We start from the raw sequence: 14,706 nt of genomic DNA, 5'->3' as shown, positions 1-14,706 counted from the left end.
GTGTCTGTGTCAGGGGAGGCACAGGTCATCCGCCGAGGATGAGGACAATTGATGGTTGCCGCCCAGGCCGAAAATGATGATGGATTGATCGGCAACTCGCCTCTGACAAGAACCGACAATGACCTACGGCCTGATCCAGCTGGCGCCCGGCGCCTATGATCTCCTCCTCAACGGAGAGGTCGTGGGGAGTGTGGTGCGCAACAGTTCCTCTCAGCCTTATACGTGGACAGCGGAACTCCTCGAGGATTTACCGCCAGCACGCAGGCCAGCACCCTTTACCGACCTTGAACATGTCTTCGCTTCGCTGGAGGATCTTTGTGATTGGCTCGGAAGTCCGGCGATGCATGGTGACGCCTGGGAGCGGTGAGCATACCCTTTCGATGGAGTTCAGACGGGATGCTGATCCGCGTTCACCACTGGTTCAGTGGTGGGCCGGCATCTTAGGATACCGGTTGCCCGACCGTACTCCCGGCCAAGCCCAGGACCCTCGCTCCCTCTCATCGTTGGACTGGGTCGGGTTCTAGCCTCAATCCGTAAATGTTGCCCCGTAATAGACCCCATCTGTCCAGATCAAGCGAACCCGAGCGGCCGCCCCATGGTCTGGAATTTGCAGCTGAAACTCCATGGGAATGTCGGCTGGCTCAGACACCACAAGACGCACTCCGGTCTGAGACAGATCCCAAATGGCGCATTCAATCGGTGCCGGAGCCGTCTTGTCTGCGATCCACCCTTTCAAGGGGGCGGAGAAGCGCTCACTCGAACGACGCTCGGGCGTTCCAAAGGGCATGCACATGGTCCTACGACGGAAGGCCACTCATAGGAGAGCAGGCTGACTTGGGGCTTTGCTGCTGAGAGAGCCGGCGGCCTCGATATCGCGCCAGGTCCGACGAGGAGCCCGGTAGGACAGTCCATCCGTGCCAACTCCCGGGGCTCGTCGATAGCTGTCGTCGACAGGCAGCTGAGCTCAGACTGAGCTGATTTGCCGGAGGTGACAAGCGGCTCAATTGGGGCGCGGCAGCGTGGCACACTTCTCGAGATCCAGTATAGACGCACCTCCGGGCAGCCGGTTCTCTCTCGGCGGATGGCGATGAACCACAGGTTTCCCGAAGTCGAAGTCGACCGACAGAAACTCATCTCTCTGATGCGAAGCCTTGACTGATCATCCTGCTGAAGCCGGAAACAGCCTTGTTGCAGACCGCGCCAGAGATTTTCCGCATCTGAGATCTCTGGCGCGGTGTTCTAAAGGTCCCTGGGGGCGGGCAGGAGGAAGGATCCCATCGCCTGGGACGGCCGCAGGAGCGGCTTTTCAGGTCCTTTGACCACGAACCGGGTGGCGGCTGGATCGAAGTCGAGTTCCAGGTCCATCGCGGCCTTGAGAGCTTCAGCGTTGGCCGGTCCATAGATCCGGTCAAGAAACGCCGCATCGTCAGCGGAAACGAGGATCGAAAGATCCGTCTTCTTGGCGGCTGCGGTTAGCGCTGTCATTCCCGAGATCGGCTCGGCCTGATCGGTGTTTGTGAAGATGAACACGGCTGGCCGCAGTGGCTTGTCAGCCACCTGTTCGTTGCGGCCGTGGATCGCTTCGTCAATGATCTGCTGCCACAGGAGGCGTGTCAGGAGATTGTAGGCCGCGGCATGCTGGCCGTGTCGGGTCGGGCAGCACACATAAACGGTTGCCGGGCCGCTGATATCGACCCGCTCAGAGGTACTGATGTTCCGATGGGCCGCCCACTGGCCGCGCGGATTGCCGGAAACCCAGGATGTCTCGGGAGTATGAAAGGGCGCCAGCCGTTGCACGATCGCATCATGGATTACCCGACGGCGCTCATCGGAAAGAGCCGCGTAGGCGCGCAATTCGAATAATGCCCTCGGGCTCCCGGAGCTGTCGGCGGCGGCAACATAATCAGCAGCTTGATCGTCAAGACGGTGCTCGATGAGGACCGTGCACAGTCCCATCAAGGTCGGCTCGGCCAAACGCAGTCCGCCGTTCGCGACCTGAGCGGTGGCGAGCTCCAGCAGGCCCCAAAGAGCGGAGATCGCTTCCTGCTCGATGGTGTCGTTGCCATCGTTCGTTTTGATCTCTGGAACCCGATCGTATCCTTCTGTCCATTGAATAATGAACGTTTCCGCGATGTTGTGCAGCCGCCGCGAGCGGGTTTCCGGATCGGTGCCCAGGTTGATGTCAGCGAGTGGATTATAGGAGCTCCCGCTGTGCCACCGAATGCGTGAGACGGGTCCCAGTTTGGCCCGGGTAGCAGCCGTGAGGTCGTAAACCTCTCCGGTCGGGTCGTCGACGATGTAGCTCGCCGATGTACCCCGCAGAAGGGTCGGGACGATCACCCTCTCCACCCGCTGGCGCGAGCTGGCTCCAAGGAGGAGGGTATTGGCGTTTCGGGTCGTGCCGTGAGGAACGCCCCGGCGGTCCTCCCCGAGCGTGAGGATCGCACCGTGGGGGGCGATGATGGCGTCTTTAGAGAGCCCAAGTCCAAAGAGTTTTTTGAGAAGGTCTTTCACGTGGTCTGATCCGTTCGGGTGGACAGGAAAAAGGTGACTGAGAAGTTCGAAATTCTGTTACGCAGGAGAGGAATCGCACAGGTCCACGTTTTGCAGAACTTTGCGGCAGGTTTTCGCAGGCAGGCGAGAACAACGACAGGTTTGGCGTCCATCGCCGGGGTACGCCCGCCGCCCACGCACAGAATCTGCGACACAGCCCCTGATGGCGACGGTCGCGAGCGGGCCAAGGCCGCTCAGATCGCCCGATATGAAAGGCGCTCCTGATGCTCGGGTTCTTATCGGGACAAAAACACTCGAACTTGTCCAAGCCCACGGCAGGACTTCCAGACGTCTTGGAGCCCTTCGCGGCCGAAGGGGCGTCGCGGCTATCGCCGTCAAATACCATGGGTGGGCCGGCCTGAAATGGTCACATTCGTGCGCGACGTCGGAGGTGACGCTTCGTTAACCATCCCTCCGCCCAAGGCCACCAATGCTCAGACCTCTTGTTGCCCTTGCCCTCGTGCTCGCGCCCCCAGCCTTCGCTCAGGCCTATGACAGTCCGGAGATCATCCGCGGGCTCTGCCGCCCTGACGGGTGCGACGAGTTCGCCATCCTGGCGGCCTCTCCTCTGACCAGGACAGGGGAGGGCACACTCATGCAGACCCGGGTGAAGACCTTCCATGCCAGCTCAAGCGGACGCAGGGAACTCAGAGAGGAGAACGGGTATGTGTACTGCTCCCAAACCAAGCCGGCGATCGTGGCCGAGAAGAACGGACGTACCATGGCGTTCTATCTCGCACCGTACTCGACCCAGGAGAGCCGCGAGACCATCCGTCAGAACGCCAACTTCCATGCCCTGTACTTCAGCATCTGCCATGGCCTGGAAGCGGGCCGGGCGGCGGTCCGGAACCTGCCGGGTGTCGCCCAGGAGCTCGGCTACAGGGTTGCTTTGCCCCAGTCGCAGTCTGTGGCCCTGAACCGGGTCGAGGATATCCTGCCGCCCGAGAGCCGGCACTCAGCCGAGGCGAGACATGACCTGCGCCCGGTTCCCCCGGTGAGCATGCCGCCGGGCGCTGCACGGCGGGACTGGGCTATCGATGAACCGGCTGGCGAATTCGGAGGATACCGTGAGGCAATGCCACCCCGGCCGCAGCCCGATGTTGTGGAGCGGGAGGAGGGGCTGCTGGCCGGTCCGCGCCGCCTGACCAACCGCGCCTTTGATGCCCTTGATGAGGTAGGCGATTGGATGCTGGGACGGCGATACTGATCCGAAGGCAGAAGTGCTATTTGTCATGGCGCCAGCGTAAGCTGTCCCTAATAATCTTCGGACAAGAACTAGCCTATGAGCCCATCGCCACAATGGACCCTCTTCATCGCCCGCCCTGGAAGAGATCGGCAGCACGTCATCCGAGATCCTCAGGGCGAGCCGCGGATTATCTTTGGCGAAGATGATGGCACGAGGATCAACGATCGTCTGGCCCGGTACCTTGTCGAGAGCCTGAATGCGGATCTCGTTGTTGACGACCCGAACCCGGACGAGGGCTGGTTCCTAGACAGCCAGCAAGACCGCGACGAGCAGGATCCGGCCATTCTCATTTGCGACCCCGATTTCGAGATCCGGCTCGAGATCCTCGATACGGGCAGCCTTGAAGAGGATTGGGCGCTGGGCCGAAAGGTTGTGGCCCTGATCAATACCTACTTCACCCAAAGCCAAGTTTCACTGCCAAGCTCTGCCTCCGTCGGCGCTTCACCAGAGAGGCAGCAGACCGGCTCCTAACGACGAACCATCGAGAAGAGAAAATCCTCCCGGTCAGGTCCACGACCAGCGCCTGCTAAGAACTTCTTGTCGAAATTACGCCTAGCGAAATTACTTATCGGGCTAAGTCTCCTTGCACTCGGAACAAGGTCGGCGCCGTGAAAGCGTCACCGGGCCTCCGGCGTTAACTCCTCGTTGAGCATACTTCCCTCACATTAGCTGAGGTCTCTGGGAGGTGGTAAGATGCGGGTATTGCTGATCGAGGATGACATCTCTGTCGCTCAAAGCATTGAACTCATGCTCCAGCGCCTCAACGTCCAGATTTCGGTAGCCGATCTGGGCGAGCATGGCATCGATCTCGGCCGGCTCCCCGATTACGACATCATCCTGCTCGATCTCAATCTGCCGGACATGTCAGGCTATGATGTCCTGCAACAGCTGCGGCTTGCCAAGGTGAGCACACCCGTCCTGATCCTCTCAGGCCTGGACGGGATCCAGAACAAGGTCAGAGGCCTCGGCTATGGCGCCGATGATTACCTCACCAAGCCGTTTCATAAGGATGAACTCATCGCCCGCATGCAGGCCATCATCCGCCGCTCGTCCGATCAGACCGAAGCTGTCCTGCAATGCGGCGATCTGACGGTCAAACCACGGGTTCAACAGGCTGAGGTCGGAGGGCGCCGGGTAAACCTGACCGGCACGGAGTACAAGGTCCTGGCGTTCCTGGCTCAGCGCCAGGGGAGCACGCTGACCAAAGAGATGCTCCTCAATCATCTGTATAGCGGCATGGACGAACCTGCGATCAAGATCATCGACGTTTTCATCTGCAAGCTGCGCAAGAAGCTCGTGGAGGCTTCAGGGGGCAGGGACTACATCGAGACGGTCTGGGGCCGCGGCTACATGCTGCGGGAGCCGCCGCTCGTCAAGTTGGCAAGCTAAATCTCAGGATCACTTGCGCAACCAGTCACGGGATCCTGTGCTGCCCCAAGATCCTATGAATTCGTTCCGTCCTAGTTATTGAGGCTGCGGCCTTCTGGTGATTTCAGTCTTGGGTGGCAAACCCTTTGCCCATCGACTGACTGCTAGATTGCCCGCGCATCGGAAGGATCTCACCCATGGCGAAAGCTGCAACCAAGAAGGCGCCGGCCCGCAAAGCGGCCGCATCGCAACCAGTACCGACTAAAACGGCCAAAACTGCCGACGCCGGAGCCAAGAGTTTCACGAAGGCCGCAGCACCGAAGGCGTCAGTCAAGGCGGCCCCCAAGGGCGCAAAGAAATCCACTGGCACCTCGCCTGGCGCGATTCTCACCCTGCGCCACATTGCCGAGCAGCTGTCGGAAGCGCACGAGCTTCCCAAGCGCCAAGCCAATGAAATCCTGACCCAGGTCATCGAGATGATCGCCAAGAGCTTGAAGAAGGGCGACAAGATCCGCCTGAGCGGTCTCGGCATTCTTCAGGTGCGCAAGCGGGCCGCTCGCACGGGCCGCAACCCGCAGACTGGCGAGCCGATCAAGATCAAAGCCTCCAAGAAGATCGCCTTCCGACCCGCGAAGGAGCTTAAGGAGGCGGTCTAGCCGAGAGCCGTCACCGGATGGCTGAAGCGACACCCACCCCGCCGGCACGCTGGCGGGGTGGGCCTGTTGTTGCGTCCGCTCAGGAAAGATGCTGAGCGAAGTGCTTGTTCATCTCGAACATGCTCACCTTGCTCTTGCCTCCAAAGACCGGCCGAAGTTTGTCATCTGCCAGGATTTCCCGCTTGTTTGCAGGGTTCTGCAGGTTGTTCACCTTGATATACTCCCAAACCTTGCTCACCACTTCCGTACGGGGCAGTGGCGAGGACCCGACCACCGCCGCGAGTTCATTCGAGGGCTGCAACGGCTTCATCAGCGCCGGATTTGGCTTCTTATCTGCCATTGTTGATACTCCTTTGTTGTGCTGGTCCGCCATCTCGAGGGGCGACGTAGCGCGACCGTGGTGAGCGAGAGCCTAACAGACTCTCAATTCAAGCATCTGAGAGGACGAGCGCAATCGATGCCTGCTTTGGGATAGTTATCGGGCTGACCACGATGATTGATGCCAAACTGATCGTCACCGGCTCCGGCGTTTGCTTTGTGGCTTCGCCATCATCAGACGCATCGCTTCTTCAGCGCGAGCCCTCGCTTGCGCATCATGACTGAGGTTGCGCACCTCCGAGGGTTCATCTTGCTGCTGCATGCCGTTCTTGCGTGCCCGCCATTGCTTCGCCTGGGCCGCAGTGGCAGCCGCTTGAGCCAGCTTTTCAAGCCTATCGAGTTGAGGCGTGCTGGCCTGACCAGTATCCTCAGTCTCGTCTTCCTCTTGCGTGTTTGCTGTCACCATACCGCCGATACTTTGTAGCGCAATTGGTCTTGTCTCTGGGTCTTTCCACCTAGGGCTCCCCAGCGAGCAGGCAATCCAGATCCCGATCCCTGCTACCAGATGACACGCCAAAGAATGGATCGGCCGCGGCTTGCACCGTGGGCGAGCCATCGAATTCCGAGATGAACCCGTGTTGTCCAAGGCTCCGCTCGACTGTTAAACCGTCCCTGTCGGGATCTGAGGCGAAAGGAGGCATCCGGTGGCGCTCACAACCAAGCACATCGAGGGCGATCTCCTCATGCTTCGGATCATGTTCCCGAATGGCATGACGGTGACGGTGACAGCCGGCAGAAACGGCAAGAGCGTCAGCGTGATACCGGATGACAGGGAGATTACCGAGAGACTGTCGTCTATCTTCCAATGGAGCACCAACAGGGTGGGCGAACCGGGCTATCCGTTCACCAGCCTCAACCAGGTCATCTACGGGATGGAGACGCTCGCCCGGTCGGCAATGAGCATTGAGCAGTTCATTGAGGGGCTGCGGGAAGTGCTGGAGGTGTCCGATAAGCACCCTGTGCCTGAGGTCGGCGTCAGGACTCCATCACCCACCGTCGTCGACCTGAGCCCGAGCGGGAACGGGTGGATTGTTGCTGCCCGCTTCCTGCGCGGGGAGCGATTCAAGCTTGCTATCAACAAGGCCAGCATCGGCTGGGCCGCAGATCCGCCGGAACCCACGCGCGATAAAGCGATCATGAAGTTTCTCTCGCGATTGAAGGGTGCTCCAGCCCCGACGGATGAGGACCTTGCGCTCCTCGTGATGGAGGTGGCGCATTATTCGTCTGACATCGCCGAATGGCTCAAAGGTATGCACTCCGCCATCGCTGAGGAGCCGAGGTCCTAGAGGAAGCCACGTGCCCTTATCGTGCGAGGACAAGGCCGTTCACTTCTCCTCATTCAATTGCTGCCAGAGATCAGTCGCAGCAGCGTCATGAGGCCGTCATCGAGCCGCTTTAGATGAGCCCTGTGGCCGCTTGGCCCGAGGGACAAGAACAGGCACGGATGCACTGCCGTCCTTGTCCCTCAACCAATCCCATCAGTCGCCTTGACGTGCCACCTGAGCGATGTCGTGTCTGGCGATCCCGATGTCGGACAACTCACGGTCAGACAAAGCCATCAACTGTCGGGCCGTTTCACGAGCACGCAGCCATCGATGTAGGCCTGAAAGAACAACTGACAAAAACATGACGCAACCTCAATAATGAGCCAGCCCAAGCGGAAGCGCACCGCAGACTGGCAGCCAGAAAAACGGCCACCTGCTGGGGTGGCTGGGTTATGGGAGGAAACCCGCCATCGGGAGACCGTGGCGGAGGAGGGGTCATCTACAGCGCACCGGGCTTGCGACAAACCGGAAAGTGATCGCCCCTGCCATGCGCAATGAACATGGAACGGATCAGGCGCCTTTACCTCTTGTTCACGGTTGCCGAGCAGTTCACTCTGGAACCTTGCCGACGATCCATCTGGCCGCCTCGGGGCTGAAGCCGATCTCAAGCAGTTCCTCTTCGAGATCCTCGACGGCATCAGGGTCCAAGGTAATAGAGTTGTCGTCTGCATCCCGGCCAGCAGCGGGCTTTGGCCCGGCGCCGCTCTGCTCCGGTTCCCCCGGCTCATCGGCAATGGGTGCGACTGTCACGCGGACCACTGGACCGTCATCCTCCTCCCCCTCATCCTCACTCTCGTAGACCTTGAGGGTGACCCAGCGCTCCTCAACCTCGTCCTCATAGACCGTCTTCCACTCGCCCATCTGCGCCTCCCGATTCATGCATCATTGCCGCTATGTTCAAGCATGATAGCGCAACATTCCTGGGCCCTGGGAGTTGTCCCGTAGCGGAGGCGTTCCACAGCCCCTGCGCTCTCCTTGCACCAGGCCTCCGTAGACTTCAGCCCCGTTCAGCCCAATCCCAACGGGGCTTTTTCATGGGCAACTCCGCCGCTCCAAGGGGGCACACGGTCCCAAGATGTTGATTTCAGGTGACCTGGAAGGCGCGCTGAGCCCGCTCGCGGATCTCGTCCAGTTCGTCCTGAAGCGAGTTGATCTGCCCCTCGATCTCTTCGAAAGACGTGCACTCTGGCGTGATAAACAGGCGTCCGTCCTCACCCCGGGTGTAGCGGAGGAGGGCAATCTTCACGCCTGCCGGGTTGTCCGGTGTTCCAGGCCGGATGTCGAGTTCCAGGGCTCCGAAGAGATGCATCGATGGCTCTCCCTGCTAGGGTTGAGAGTAAGGCCCCATGCCCGGGGCGCTTAACCGGCTTGTGACGCCGCTTGCCGGCGCTGAATCAGCAACGCGACCTCCGGCCTGTTCTCTTTAAGCCACTGTATGGCCTCAGGCTGGCTGACGACACACTCGATCGCAGCCCACATGGGGTCCTCGAGCGACTCGTTCCTCAGCCGGGTGACCGCATAGGCGATGAGCCGATGAAGGCCCTCGTAGCCGGGCCGGGCTTCAAGAGCATCGGCGATCCAAACGCTGGACCATCCCTGCGCGGCAAGGTGCAGAAGGCTTTGCGGATCGGCCTCGCGAAACCATGGTGTCGCGTCGAACTCGAGAGCGAATGCATTATCGGCGGTATGGCACGAAGCCCGGATCATTGCCGGCCTCCCGGATCAGCTCTCTGGAGCGCAATCCTAACACACGCTCCCGCCTGGATTGAACCGAACGATCTGGCGATTGCAATCTCGCTGATCGCAGTTCACCCCAAGTATAGGCAAACTTCCTCCAGCATAATGCGACACGGAATTCCCACCGTACCTTCCGCTCCAACCTAAAGAAGGCCAGATTGGTTGAGATGTGAACTTTCTGCGTCAGGATGAGCCGCAAGAAAATTCCTTGCCTTTGACTACGCTCCATAACATTGAGAACCCACAAGGGGGCAAGATAGCGGATGTATTCAGCGGATATTCTGTATGCAGGGACTGCCCGGGAGCATCGGGCGAACAAGCTCCTGGCTGCTCTGGAGCCGGAAGACTTTGCCTGTCTGGAGCCGCACCTGGAGATCGTGAGCTTGCAGCAGGGTCAGGTGCTCTGCGAGGCGGGTCACCCCCTCTACGACGCCTACTTTCCCCACAACGTCATCATCTCGCTGATGGCTGTCATGCAGGACGGACGCACTGCCGAGATGTCCGTGTTTGGCAGCGAGGGCGTCACGGGTCTGACAGGGGCAGCGGTCACCAATCAGGCTTTCGGACACTATGTCGTGCATCTCACCGGCACGGCCTCACGGATCAAGATCGCTAAGATGCACGAGGTGATCAGTACACAACCCACCATCCAGCGCCTGATACGCCACTTCATGGAAGCTCAGATGTCGCGGGTTCTCCAGAATGTTGCCTGCAACGCGATCCATAGTGTGGAAGCCCGGTGCGCTCGCCTGATCCTGAGCACGAGCCATCGGGTTGATCAGGGGATCATCCCCCTCACACACGAATTCTGGGCGGACCGAATGGGGGTCCAGCGCTCAACAATCAGTGCCATCATGAAGAAATTCCAGGCCGCTGGATTGGTCAGGCAAAGCAGGGGCGGCATCGCTATCACAGACCCGACTGCTCTCAGAGAAGTCTCGTGTGAGTGCTACCAGACAATTCACGACGTATTCGTGCGCCTGCTACCCTACACTGCTGTGGTGCGCTGAAGACTCAACTCGTTGTCTGACCTACTGCGGGCTTCTCCTGTCCAGGCTATGATGTCGGGCAACTGATCGAGGCTGCGGGTCAGCTCAAGAATGACCCAGCGTCTGGCCCGGCGTGCTGAGGATCGTTTCATCACCACCTCGCAGCTCTCTGGAGCACCTACCGGCGCGGTCTGCTCGACGTATCGATCGTGACGCGGTTTCCGGTGATTGGGTCGAGAATCGTCATGGGCAGTTCTCTCTCGTACAGGCACAGAGCCAACGCCGTGCCTGCGAGTTCGATCAAGTGCGATTGGAGTTGTGGTTACGGAACCGTTACTGCACCAAGAGGCTCAAATCTCTCAATCAGGCAAGGCTTGATAGATCGCCTTGCCGATAAACGGTCCATCAACACTTTTGCGAAAAGCTGAAGCGAGCGCCGCCCTTGAGGGATCCTGGCCATGTTCAGTTTGCGTCTTGTCGCCTGCGCGACAGCGTTCGTCGTGCTTGTTCCAAGTTCAGGATCAGCAAAGCCTGACTTTAATGTGCTCGAAATCGATGTGGATTGGCAGCTTGCATCCCTTCCATTGCATCCTGATCTTGATCCGATTTCAACGTCGACCGTTCTGGACCTTGCTTCTCCTCCCCACGCTCTGAAAGACCGCTCCACGTACTTGCCTGCCATCGCTGAGGAGGCGGCAGCGAACGGTGTGCCGCCAGCCCTTGTCGATGCGGTGGTGCGAATTGAGAGCCGGTACGATCCGACCGTGGTTGGCAGCATTGGTGAGATCGGACTTATGCAGGTCAGACCCAAGACCGCCGCGTTGCTCGGTTTCCAAGGAACTTCTACTGAACTGGCCGAGCCGAGAACCAATCTCCGCTATGGCGTGGGGTATCTGGCCAAAGCGTGGCGGCTAGCTGATGGGGACTTGTGTCGTGCGCTGATGAAATACCGCGCGGGGCACGCCTCGGAACAGATGAGCGCCCTCAGCATCGAGTATTGCCGAAGGGCTCGTCAGCATCTTGCAACAGTGGGAGCTCAGATAGGAAATGGAACTGAGGTGCTCGCAGATCCGGTAACCCGCACGCGCGGTCAACAGGTTGTGCTCAAGCGCGTGAAGAAGCGTACGATCACGCCCGCCATGGTCTCTCGGCTCGAGGCTCACAAGCGGCTTGGCTTCAGCAGGCTGCAGCTGGATCTGGGAAGAGCCAACAAAACATGGCGTCTGCAGGATCGCGCCGGCGGATCGTCGCGTCAGAAACTTCGCCTCATCCAACTCGAATACCGAACCTCTTCCCGGGCAATCCGTCGGACGATGGTACTGCCGAAGCGAAGGGTTGCCGCCCGTTAGCGCAGTGGCCATCTTGAATGTTAATCTGCTCCTTCACAGGTTGTCTCAACACAGATCATCGTCAGTGCAATCGAGTTTGCATGCCTCGATGCATCGGCAGTCCCAGGCACTCACGCATGCGTCTGTTCGGAGCCAGAGTTAGCGACGTAGGCCGTAGAAGAGCGCTGCCTGATCATGGCGGCGCTCATTAACTTGTCCGGTCCAGCCTCAGCTTAAGCTTTGACAGGTTCAATCAAGCCTTTTGCAGATTGGTTGCCGACTCTTTGCCGGTCCGGCGGTCGGCCTCCACCTCGTAGGAGATCTTCTGGCCTTCCACGAGCCCGCGCATACCAGCCCGCTCAAGCGCCGAGGCATGGACGAATACATCCTTGCCGCCATTGTCGGGCTGAATGAAGCCATAGCCCTTCGTTTCGTTATACCACTTTACAGTACCAGTCGCCATTGTCGTCCCTAATCCCTCTCCATCGGCGCAGAATGGTGTCTTGATCCCATTCTGCCTTACCGTCCGCACCCCCAGCAAAGGGAAGGCTAGTTGCGCTACCAAGGGTTGGCAAGCATCAATGGAATGCCCCTCCTTCAGTTGCTCTGTTGAGAAATCCGCTGCTTTATCAGGCGAAGTGTATCGGCCTTGGCATCGTCTGAAGAGTTATGACCATTCCAAAATTACTTTCCTGCTATGTCGGCTTGCCGACAGACATGCGCTTTTCTTTCGTGTGAGATACGCTGCCCAAAGGCAAGACGCTGTTAGGAGGGCTTATGACCATAAGACACTCTGCGCCCCTCACCAAAAGCCACTTCCTTACCTTGCAGGTATTTCTCGACTCTCGCGCCGCCTAGACACATCCGTTGGTCCTGTGCAGACCCATCATCGATAATCTTGTCACTCGGCAGGCGTCACTTGGGTGTTGCGCGGTTGCCCACCTGTGGATCAACCAAGTGCCACAACATTGTTGTCCACTCGTGCTTACGGTGAAACGGTATTGAGATCTCATCCACTCCGCATCAGGGCAAACAGAAGCGCACGTTGATCTTGTTATCATCATCACAGGAGGCTGCGCATGACCACTGACAGACAACCTGAAGCTGTGATGAACTCTGGATTTGCCGCAGCGGACCCATACCGCTTTGCAGGTAACATGGCCCGATTGGTGGCCGAAGCCGGCAGGGCCGCCACAGCTTACATCCAGCCGCAGATTGGCACCCTAGTCCCTCTGACGCAGGTTGACGACGTTACGCCCGCTTTGAGCACCTTCGCTCAGATGCAGCAGGCCTTGGTGACCCAGCCGGGAACCCTCATTGAGGCTCAGTCCAAACTCTGGCAGGCCTACGTCGATCTCTGGAACTCGTCCGTGCGCCAAACGCTGGGCCTAGGTGATCATGACGTTGCTCCATCTCATTCCAAGGATGCCCGCTTCAAGGATCCCGCCTGGACCGAGCACCGGTTCTTTGACGCCATGCGGCAGTCCTATCTTATCACATCGCATTGGACCGAGCAGTTGGTCGAGGCCACAGAAGGGCTCGACCCAGAGGCGCAACGCAAGGCTCGTTTTTATACTACGCAGATCATCAACGCACTGGCGCCCTCCAATTGGGTGTTCACCAATCCCGAACTCCTGCGCGAGACCTTCGCTTCAGATGGCGAGAACCTCGTGCGCGGCATGCAATTGCTGGCCGAGGACATTGAGCGTGGGGGAGGGCAGCTCAGGATTCGCCAGACCGATCCGACCCAGTTCGAGGTCGGGCGCAACCTCGCGATCACCCCAGGCAAGGTGATCTACCAGAATACCCTGATGCAATTGATCCAGTATGAGCCCACGACCGAGAAGGTGCTCAAGCGGCCACTGTTGATCGTCCCACCCTGGATCAACAAGTTCTACATTCTGGACCTCAATCCGGAAAAGAGCTTCATCCGATGGGCTGTCGATCAGGGGCACACCGTCTTCATCATCTCCTGGGTCAATCCGGATGAGAGCCTCGCCGACAAGTCCTTCGAGGATTACATGCGTGAGGGCGTCTTCGAGGCCTTGGACGCGGTCGAGGCGGCCACAGGCGAGAAGGTCGTGAATGCCGTCGGCTACTGTGTTGGTGGAACCTTGCTCTCGGCGACCCTGGCCTACATGGCAGCCACAGGCGATACCCGGATCAAGAGCGCGACGTTCTTCACCACGCAGGTGGACTTCAAACAGGCCGGCGATCTGAAGGTCTTCTCGGACGAGGAGCAGATCCGGGCGATCGAGCGCGATATGGCCCAGCGCGGCTATCTCGACAGCAGCAAGATGGCCACAATCTTCAACCTGTTGCGCTCGAATGATCTGATCTGGCCCTACATTGTCAACGTCTACCAGAAGGGGCAGGAGCCGCTGCCCTTCGACCTGCTATACTGGAACTCGGACGCGACCCGAATGCCGGCCGCCAACCACAGCTTCTATCTGCGGCGCTGCTATCTGCAGAACGATCTGGCGGAGGGCCGAATGGAGTTCAGCGGCACCCAACTCGATCTCTCCCGCATCGCGATCCCGGTCTTCCACTTGGCCGCCCGCGAGGACCATATTGCACCACCGCACTCGGTGTTTTCCGGGGCAGGGCGCTTAGGCGGATCGGTGACCTTCGTGCTGGCCGGCTCCGGGCATATCGCCGGGGTCATCAACCCTCCATCGCGTGGGCGCTATCAGTACTGGACGGGTGGAGAACCTGAAGGTTCGCTCGAGACGTGGCTCGAACATGCGGAAGAGCATCCCGGCTCATGGTGGCCACACTGGCAGACCTGGATCGAGGCGCAGGACCGCAGGTGGGTCAAACCCCGGCGGCCCAGTGCGGGCAAGCTCACGTCCATTGAAGATGCACCCGGCAGCTATGTCCGGGCGCAGTAGAACCCATTATGAAGTCAACAGGGAGAAGGAAACAGCATGGCGCGTGTCGTTTTGGTCACCGGTGGCACCCGCGGCATCGGTGCCGCGATTTCAAAAGCCTTGAAGGACGCGGGCTACAAGGTTGCGGCCAATTACGGCGGCAATGACGAGGCCGCCAACCAGTTCAAGGGTGAAACCGGCATTCCGGTCTTCAAGTTCGACGTGTCCGATGCGGCCTCCTGCGAGAGCGGCATCC

The 14,706-nt window shown here is 59.4% G+C and carries 19 protein-coding genes; 10 read left to right on the top strand and 9 right to left on the bottom strand.

The window, feature by feature from the left end; all coding sequences use genetic code 11:
* The first annotated feature begins 118 nt into the window (after positions 1-118).
* Positions 119-367 carry a hypothetical protein gene (locus NF876_RS42620; protein WP_210808157.1) on the top strand — a complete coding sequence of 83 codons (249 nt, stop codon included), beginning with the start codon at positions 119-121 and terminating at the stop codon, positions 365-367.
* Between the two features lie 159 nt (positions 368-526).
* On the opposite strand, the gene NF876_RS43810 is transcribed toward NF876_RS42620, so the two are convergent.
* Positions 527-787, bottom strand: coding sequence for a PilZ domain-containing protein (locus NF876_RS43810; protein WP_210808159.1), 261 nt, complete (start codon positions 785-787; stop codon positions 527-529).
* A 452-nt stretch (positions 788-1,239) separates the two neighbouring features.
* Complete coding sequence (locus NF876_RS42615) at positions 1,240-2,514, bottom strand: type IV secretory system conjugative DNA transfer family protein (RefSeq protein ID WP_262266251.1); 1,275 nt, start codon at positions 2,512-2,514, stop codon at positions 1,240-1,242.
* Positions 2,515-2,983: 469 nt separating this feature from the next.
* Here NF876_RS42615 and NF876_RS42610 point away from each other — a divergent pair, with 469 nt between their 5' ends.
* The 4 genes from NF876_RS42610 (at position 2,984) to NF876_RS42595 (ending at position 5,823) form a co-directional block, all read left to right on the top strand.
* Entirely contained in the window at positions 2,984-3,760 is a 777-nt protein-coding gene (locus NF876_RS42610) for a hypothetical protein (RefSeq protein WP_262266250.1), read from the top strand.
* Between the two features lie 75 nt (positions 3,761-3,835).
* On the top strand, positions 3,836-4,270 hold the full coding sequence (locus NF876_RS42605; protein ID WP_210804807.1) for a hypothetical protein: 435 nt from the start codon (positions 3,836-3,838) through the stop codon (positions 4,268-4,270).
* Between the two features lie 222 nt (positions 4,271-4,492).
* Positions 4,493-5,188 (top strand): response regulator transcription factor, encoded by a 696-nt coding sequence (locus NF876_RS42600; RefSeq protein WP_262266249.1) that lies wholly within the window; start codon positions 4,493-4,495, stop codon positions 5,186-5,188.
* Positions 5,189-5,550: 362 nt separating this feature from the next.
* Positions 5,551-5,823, top strand: coding sequence for an HU family DNA-binding protein (locus NF876_RS42595; RefSeq protein WP_262266256.1), 273 nt, complete (start codon positions 5,551-5,553; stop codon positions 5,821-5,823).
* A 79-nt stretch (positions 5,824-5,902) separates the two neighbouring features.
* Here the strand turns inward: NF876_RS42595 and NF876_RS42590 are convergent, their stop codons facing one another.
* Together NF876_RS42590 and NF876_RS42585 are read right to left on the bottom strand one after the other, a co-directional pair.
* Positions 5,903-6,196 carry an SWIB/MDM2 domain-containing protein gene (locus tag NF876_RS42590; protein WP_373371185.1) on the bottom strand — a complete coding sequence of 98 codons (294 nt, stop codon included), beginning with the start codon at positions 6,194-6,196 and terminating at the stop codon, positions 5,903-5,905.
* A 141-nt stretch (positions 6,197-6,337) separates the two neighbouring features.
* On the bottom strand, positions 6,338-6,607 hold the full coding sequence (locus tag NF876_RS42585) for a hypothetical protein (RefSeq protein ID WP_262266247.1): 270 nt from the start codon (positions 6,605-6,607) through the stop codon (positions 6,338-6,340).
* Between the two features lie 277 nt (positions 6,608-6,884).
* On the opposite strand from NF876_RS42585, the gene NF876_RS42580 reads away from it, so the two are divergent.
* Positions 6,885-7,487, top strand: a complete 603-nt coding sequence (locus tag NF876_RS42580; protein ID WP_262266246.1) for a hypothetical protein — start codon at positions 6,885-6,887, stop codon at positions 7,485-7,487.
* 192 nt (positions 7,488-7,679) lie between these two features.
* On the opposite strand, the gene NF876_RS42575 is transcribed toward NF876_RS42580, so the two are convergent.
* The 4 genes from NF876_RS42575 to NF876_RS42560 all read right to left on the bottom strand — a co-directional run bounded on the left by NF876_RS42575 (position 7,680) and on the right by NF876_RS42560 (position 9,233).
* Positions 7,680-7,829, bottom strand: coding sequence for a DUF1127 domain-containing protein (locus tag NF876_RS42575; RefSeq protein WP_262266245.1), 150 nt, complete (start codon positions 7,827-7,829; stop codon positions 7,680-7,682).
* Between the two features lie 246 nt (positions 7,830-8,075).
* On the bottom strand, positions 8,076-8,387 hold the full coding sequence (locus NF876_RS42570) for a hypothetical protein (RefSeq protein ID WP_210804824.1): 312 nt from the start codon (positions 8,385-8,387) through the stop codon (positions 8,076-8,078).
* A gap of 223 nt (positions 8,388-8,610) precedes the next feature.
* Positions 8,611-8,835 carry a hypothetical protein gene (locus NF876_RS42565; RefSeq protein ID WP_210804818.1) on the bottom strand — a complete coding sequence of 75 codons (225 nt, stop codon included), beginning with the start codon at positions 8,833-8,835 and terminating at the stop codon, positions 8,611-8,613.
* A 50-nt stretch (positions 8,836-8,885) separates the two neighbouring features.
* Complete coding sequence (locus NF876_RS42560) at positions 8,886-9,233, bottom strand: hypothetical protein (RefSeq protein ID WP_210804819.1); 348 nt, start codon at positions 9,231-9,233, stop codon at positions 8,886-8,888.
* A 293-nt stretch (positions 9,234-9,526) separates the two neighbouring features.
* Here NF876_RS42560 and NF876_RS42555 point away from each other — a divergent pair, with 293 nt between their 5' ends.
* Both NF876_RS42555 and NF876_RS42550 read left to right on the top strand, forming a co-directional pair.
* Complete coding sequence (locus NF876_RS42555; RefSeq protein ID WP_262273684.1) at positions 9,527-10,273, top strand: Crp/Fnr family transcriptional regulator; 747 nt, start codon at positions 9,527-9,529, stop codon at positions 10,271-10,273.
* A gap of 437 nt (positions 10,274-10,710) precedes the next feature.
* On the top strand, positions 10,711-11,601 hold the full coding sequence (locus tag NF876_RS42550) for a lytic transglycosylase domain-containing protein (protein ID WP_262266533.1): 891 nt from the start codon (positions 10,711-10,713) through the stop codon (positions 11,599-11,601).
* Positions 11,602-11,833: 232 nt separating this feature from the next.
* Here the strand turns inward: NF876_RS42550 and NF876_RS42545 are convergent, their stop codons facing one another.
* The gene (locus NF876_RS42545; RefSeq protein ID WP_204242415.1) at positions 11,834-12,043 is read right to left on the bottom strand and encodes a cold-shock protein; all 210 of its coding nucleotides are present in this window, start codon (positions 12,041-12,043) and stop codon (positions 11,834-11,836) included.
* A gap of 616 nt (positions 12,044-12,659) precedes the next feature.
* Here NF876_RS42545 and phaC point away from each other — a divergent pair.
* Positions 12,660-14,471, top strand: coding sequence for a class I poly(R)-hydroxyalkanoic acid synthase (phaC, locus tag NF876_RS42540; protein ID WP_262273683.1), 1,812 nt, complete (start codon positions 12,660-12,662; stop codon positions 14,469-14,471).
* Positions 14,472-14,507: 36 nt separating this feature from the next.
* Positions 14,508-14,706, top strand: a 199-nt coding sequence (locus NF876_RS42535; protein WP_262273123.1) for an SDR family NAD(P)-dependent oxidoreductase, incomplete at its 3' end; no start/stop codon positions are given.

The sequence above is a fragment of the Microvirga yunnanensis genome (assembly GCF_025460875.1).
This window is presented reverse-complemented; position numbering and strand designations above follow the sequence as displayed.

Coding starts and splice junctions, on each gene's coding strand:
- NF876_RS42620 (WP_210808157.1), top strand. CDS start 119: ATGACCTACGGCCTGATCCAGCTGGCGCCCGGCGCCTATGATCTCCTC.
- NF876_RS43810 (WP_210808159.1), bottom strand. CDS start 787: ATGCCCTTTGGAACGCCCGAGCGTCGTTCGAGTGAGCGCTTCTCCGCC.
- NF876_RS42610 (WP_262266250.1), top strand. CDS start 2,984: ATGCTCAGACCTCTTGTTGCCCTTGCCCTCGTGCTCGCGCCCCCAGCC.
- NF876_RS42605 (WP_210804807.1), top strand. CDS start 3,836: ATGAGCCCATCGCCACAATGGACCCTCTTCATCGCCCGCCCTGGAAGA.
- NF876_RS42600 (WP_262266249.1), top strand. CDS start 4,493: ATGCGGGTATTGCTGATCGAGGATGACATCTCTGTCGCTCAAAGCATT.
- NF876_RS42590 (WP_373371185.1), bottom strand. CDS start 6,196: ATGGCGGACCAGCACAACAAAGGAGTATCAACAATGGCAGATAAGAAG.
- NF876_RS42585 (WP_262266247.1), bottom strand. CDS start 6,607: ATGGTGACAGCAAACACGCAAGAGGAAGACGAGACTGAGGATACTGGT.
- NF876_RS42580 (WP_262266246.1), top strand. CDS start 6,885: ATGCTTCGGATCATGTTCCCGAATGGCATGACGGTGACGGTGACAGCC.
- NF876_RS42575 (WP_262266245.1), bottom strand. CDS start 7,829: ATGTTTTTGTCAGTTGTTCTTTCAGGCCTACATCGATGGCTGCGTGCT.
- NF876_RS42570 (WP_210804824.1), bottom strand. CDS start 8,387: ATGGGCGAGTGGAAGACGGTCTATGAGGACGAGGTTGAGGAGCGCTGG.
- NF876_RS42565 (WP_210804818.1), bottom strand. CDS start 8,835: ATGCATCTCTTCGGAGCCCTGGAACTCGACATCCGGCCTGGAACACCG.
- NF876_RS42560 (WP_210804819.1), bottom strand. CDS start 9,233: ATGATCCGGGCTTCGTGCCATACCGCCGATAATGCATTCGCTCTCGAG.
- NF876_RS42555 (WP_262273684.1), top strand. CDS start 9,527: ATGTATTCAGCGGATATTCTGTATGCAGGGACTGCCCGGGAGCATCGG.
- NF876_RS42550 (WP_262266533.1), top strand. CDS start 10,711: ATGTTCAGTTTGCGTCTTGTCGCCTGCGCGACAGCGTTCGTCGTGCTT.
- NF876_RS42545 (WP_204242415.1), bottom strand. CDS start 12,043: ATGGCGACTGGTACTGTAAAGTGGTATAACGAAACGAAGGGCTATGGC.
- phaC (WP_262273683.1), top strand. CDS start 12,660: ATGACCACTGACAGACAACCTGAAGCTGTGATGAACTCTGGATTTGCC.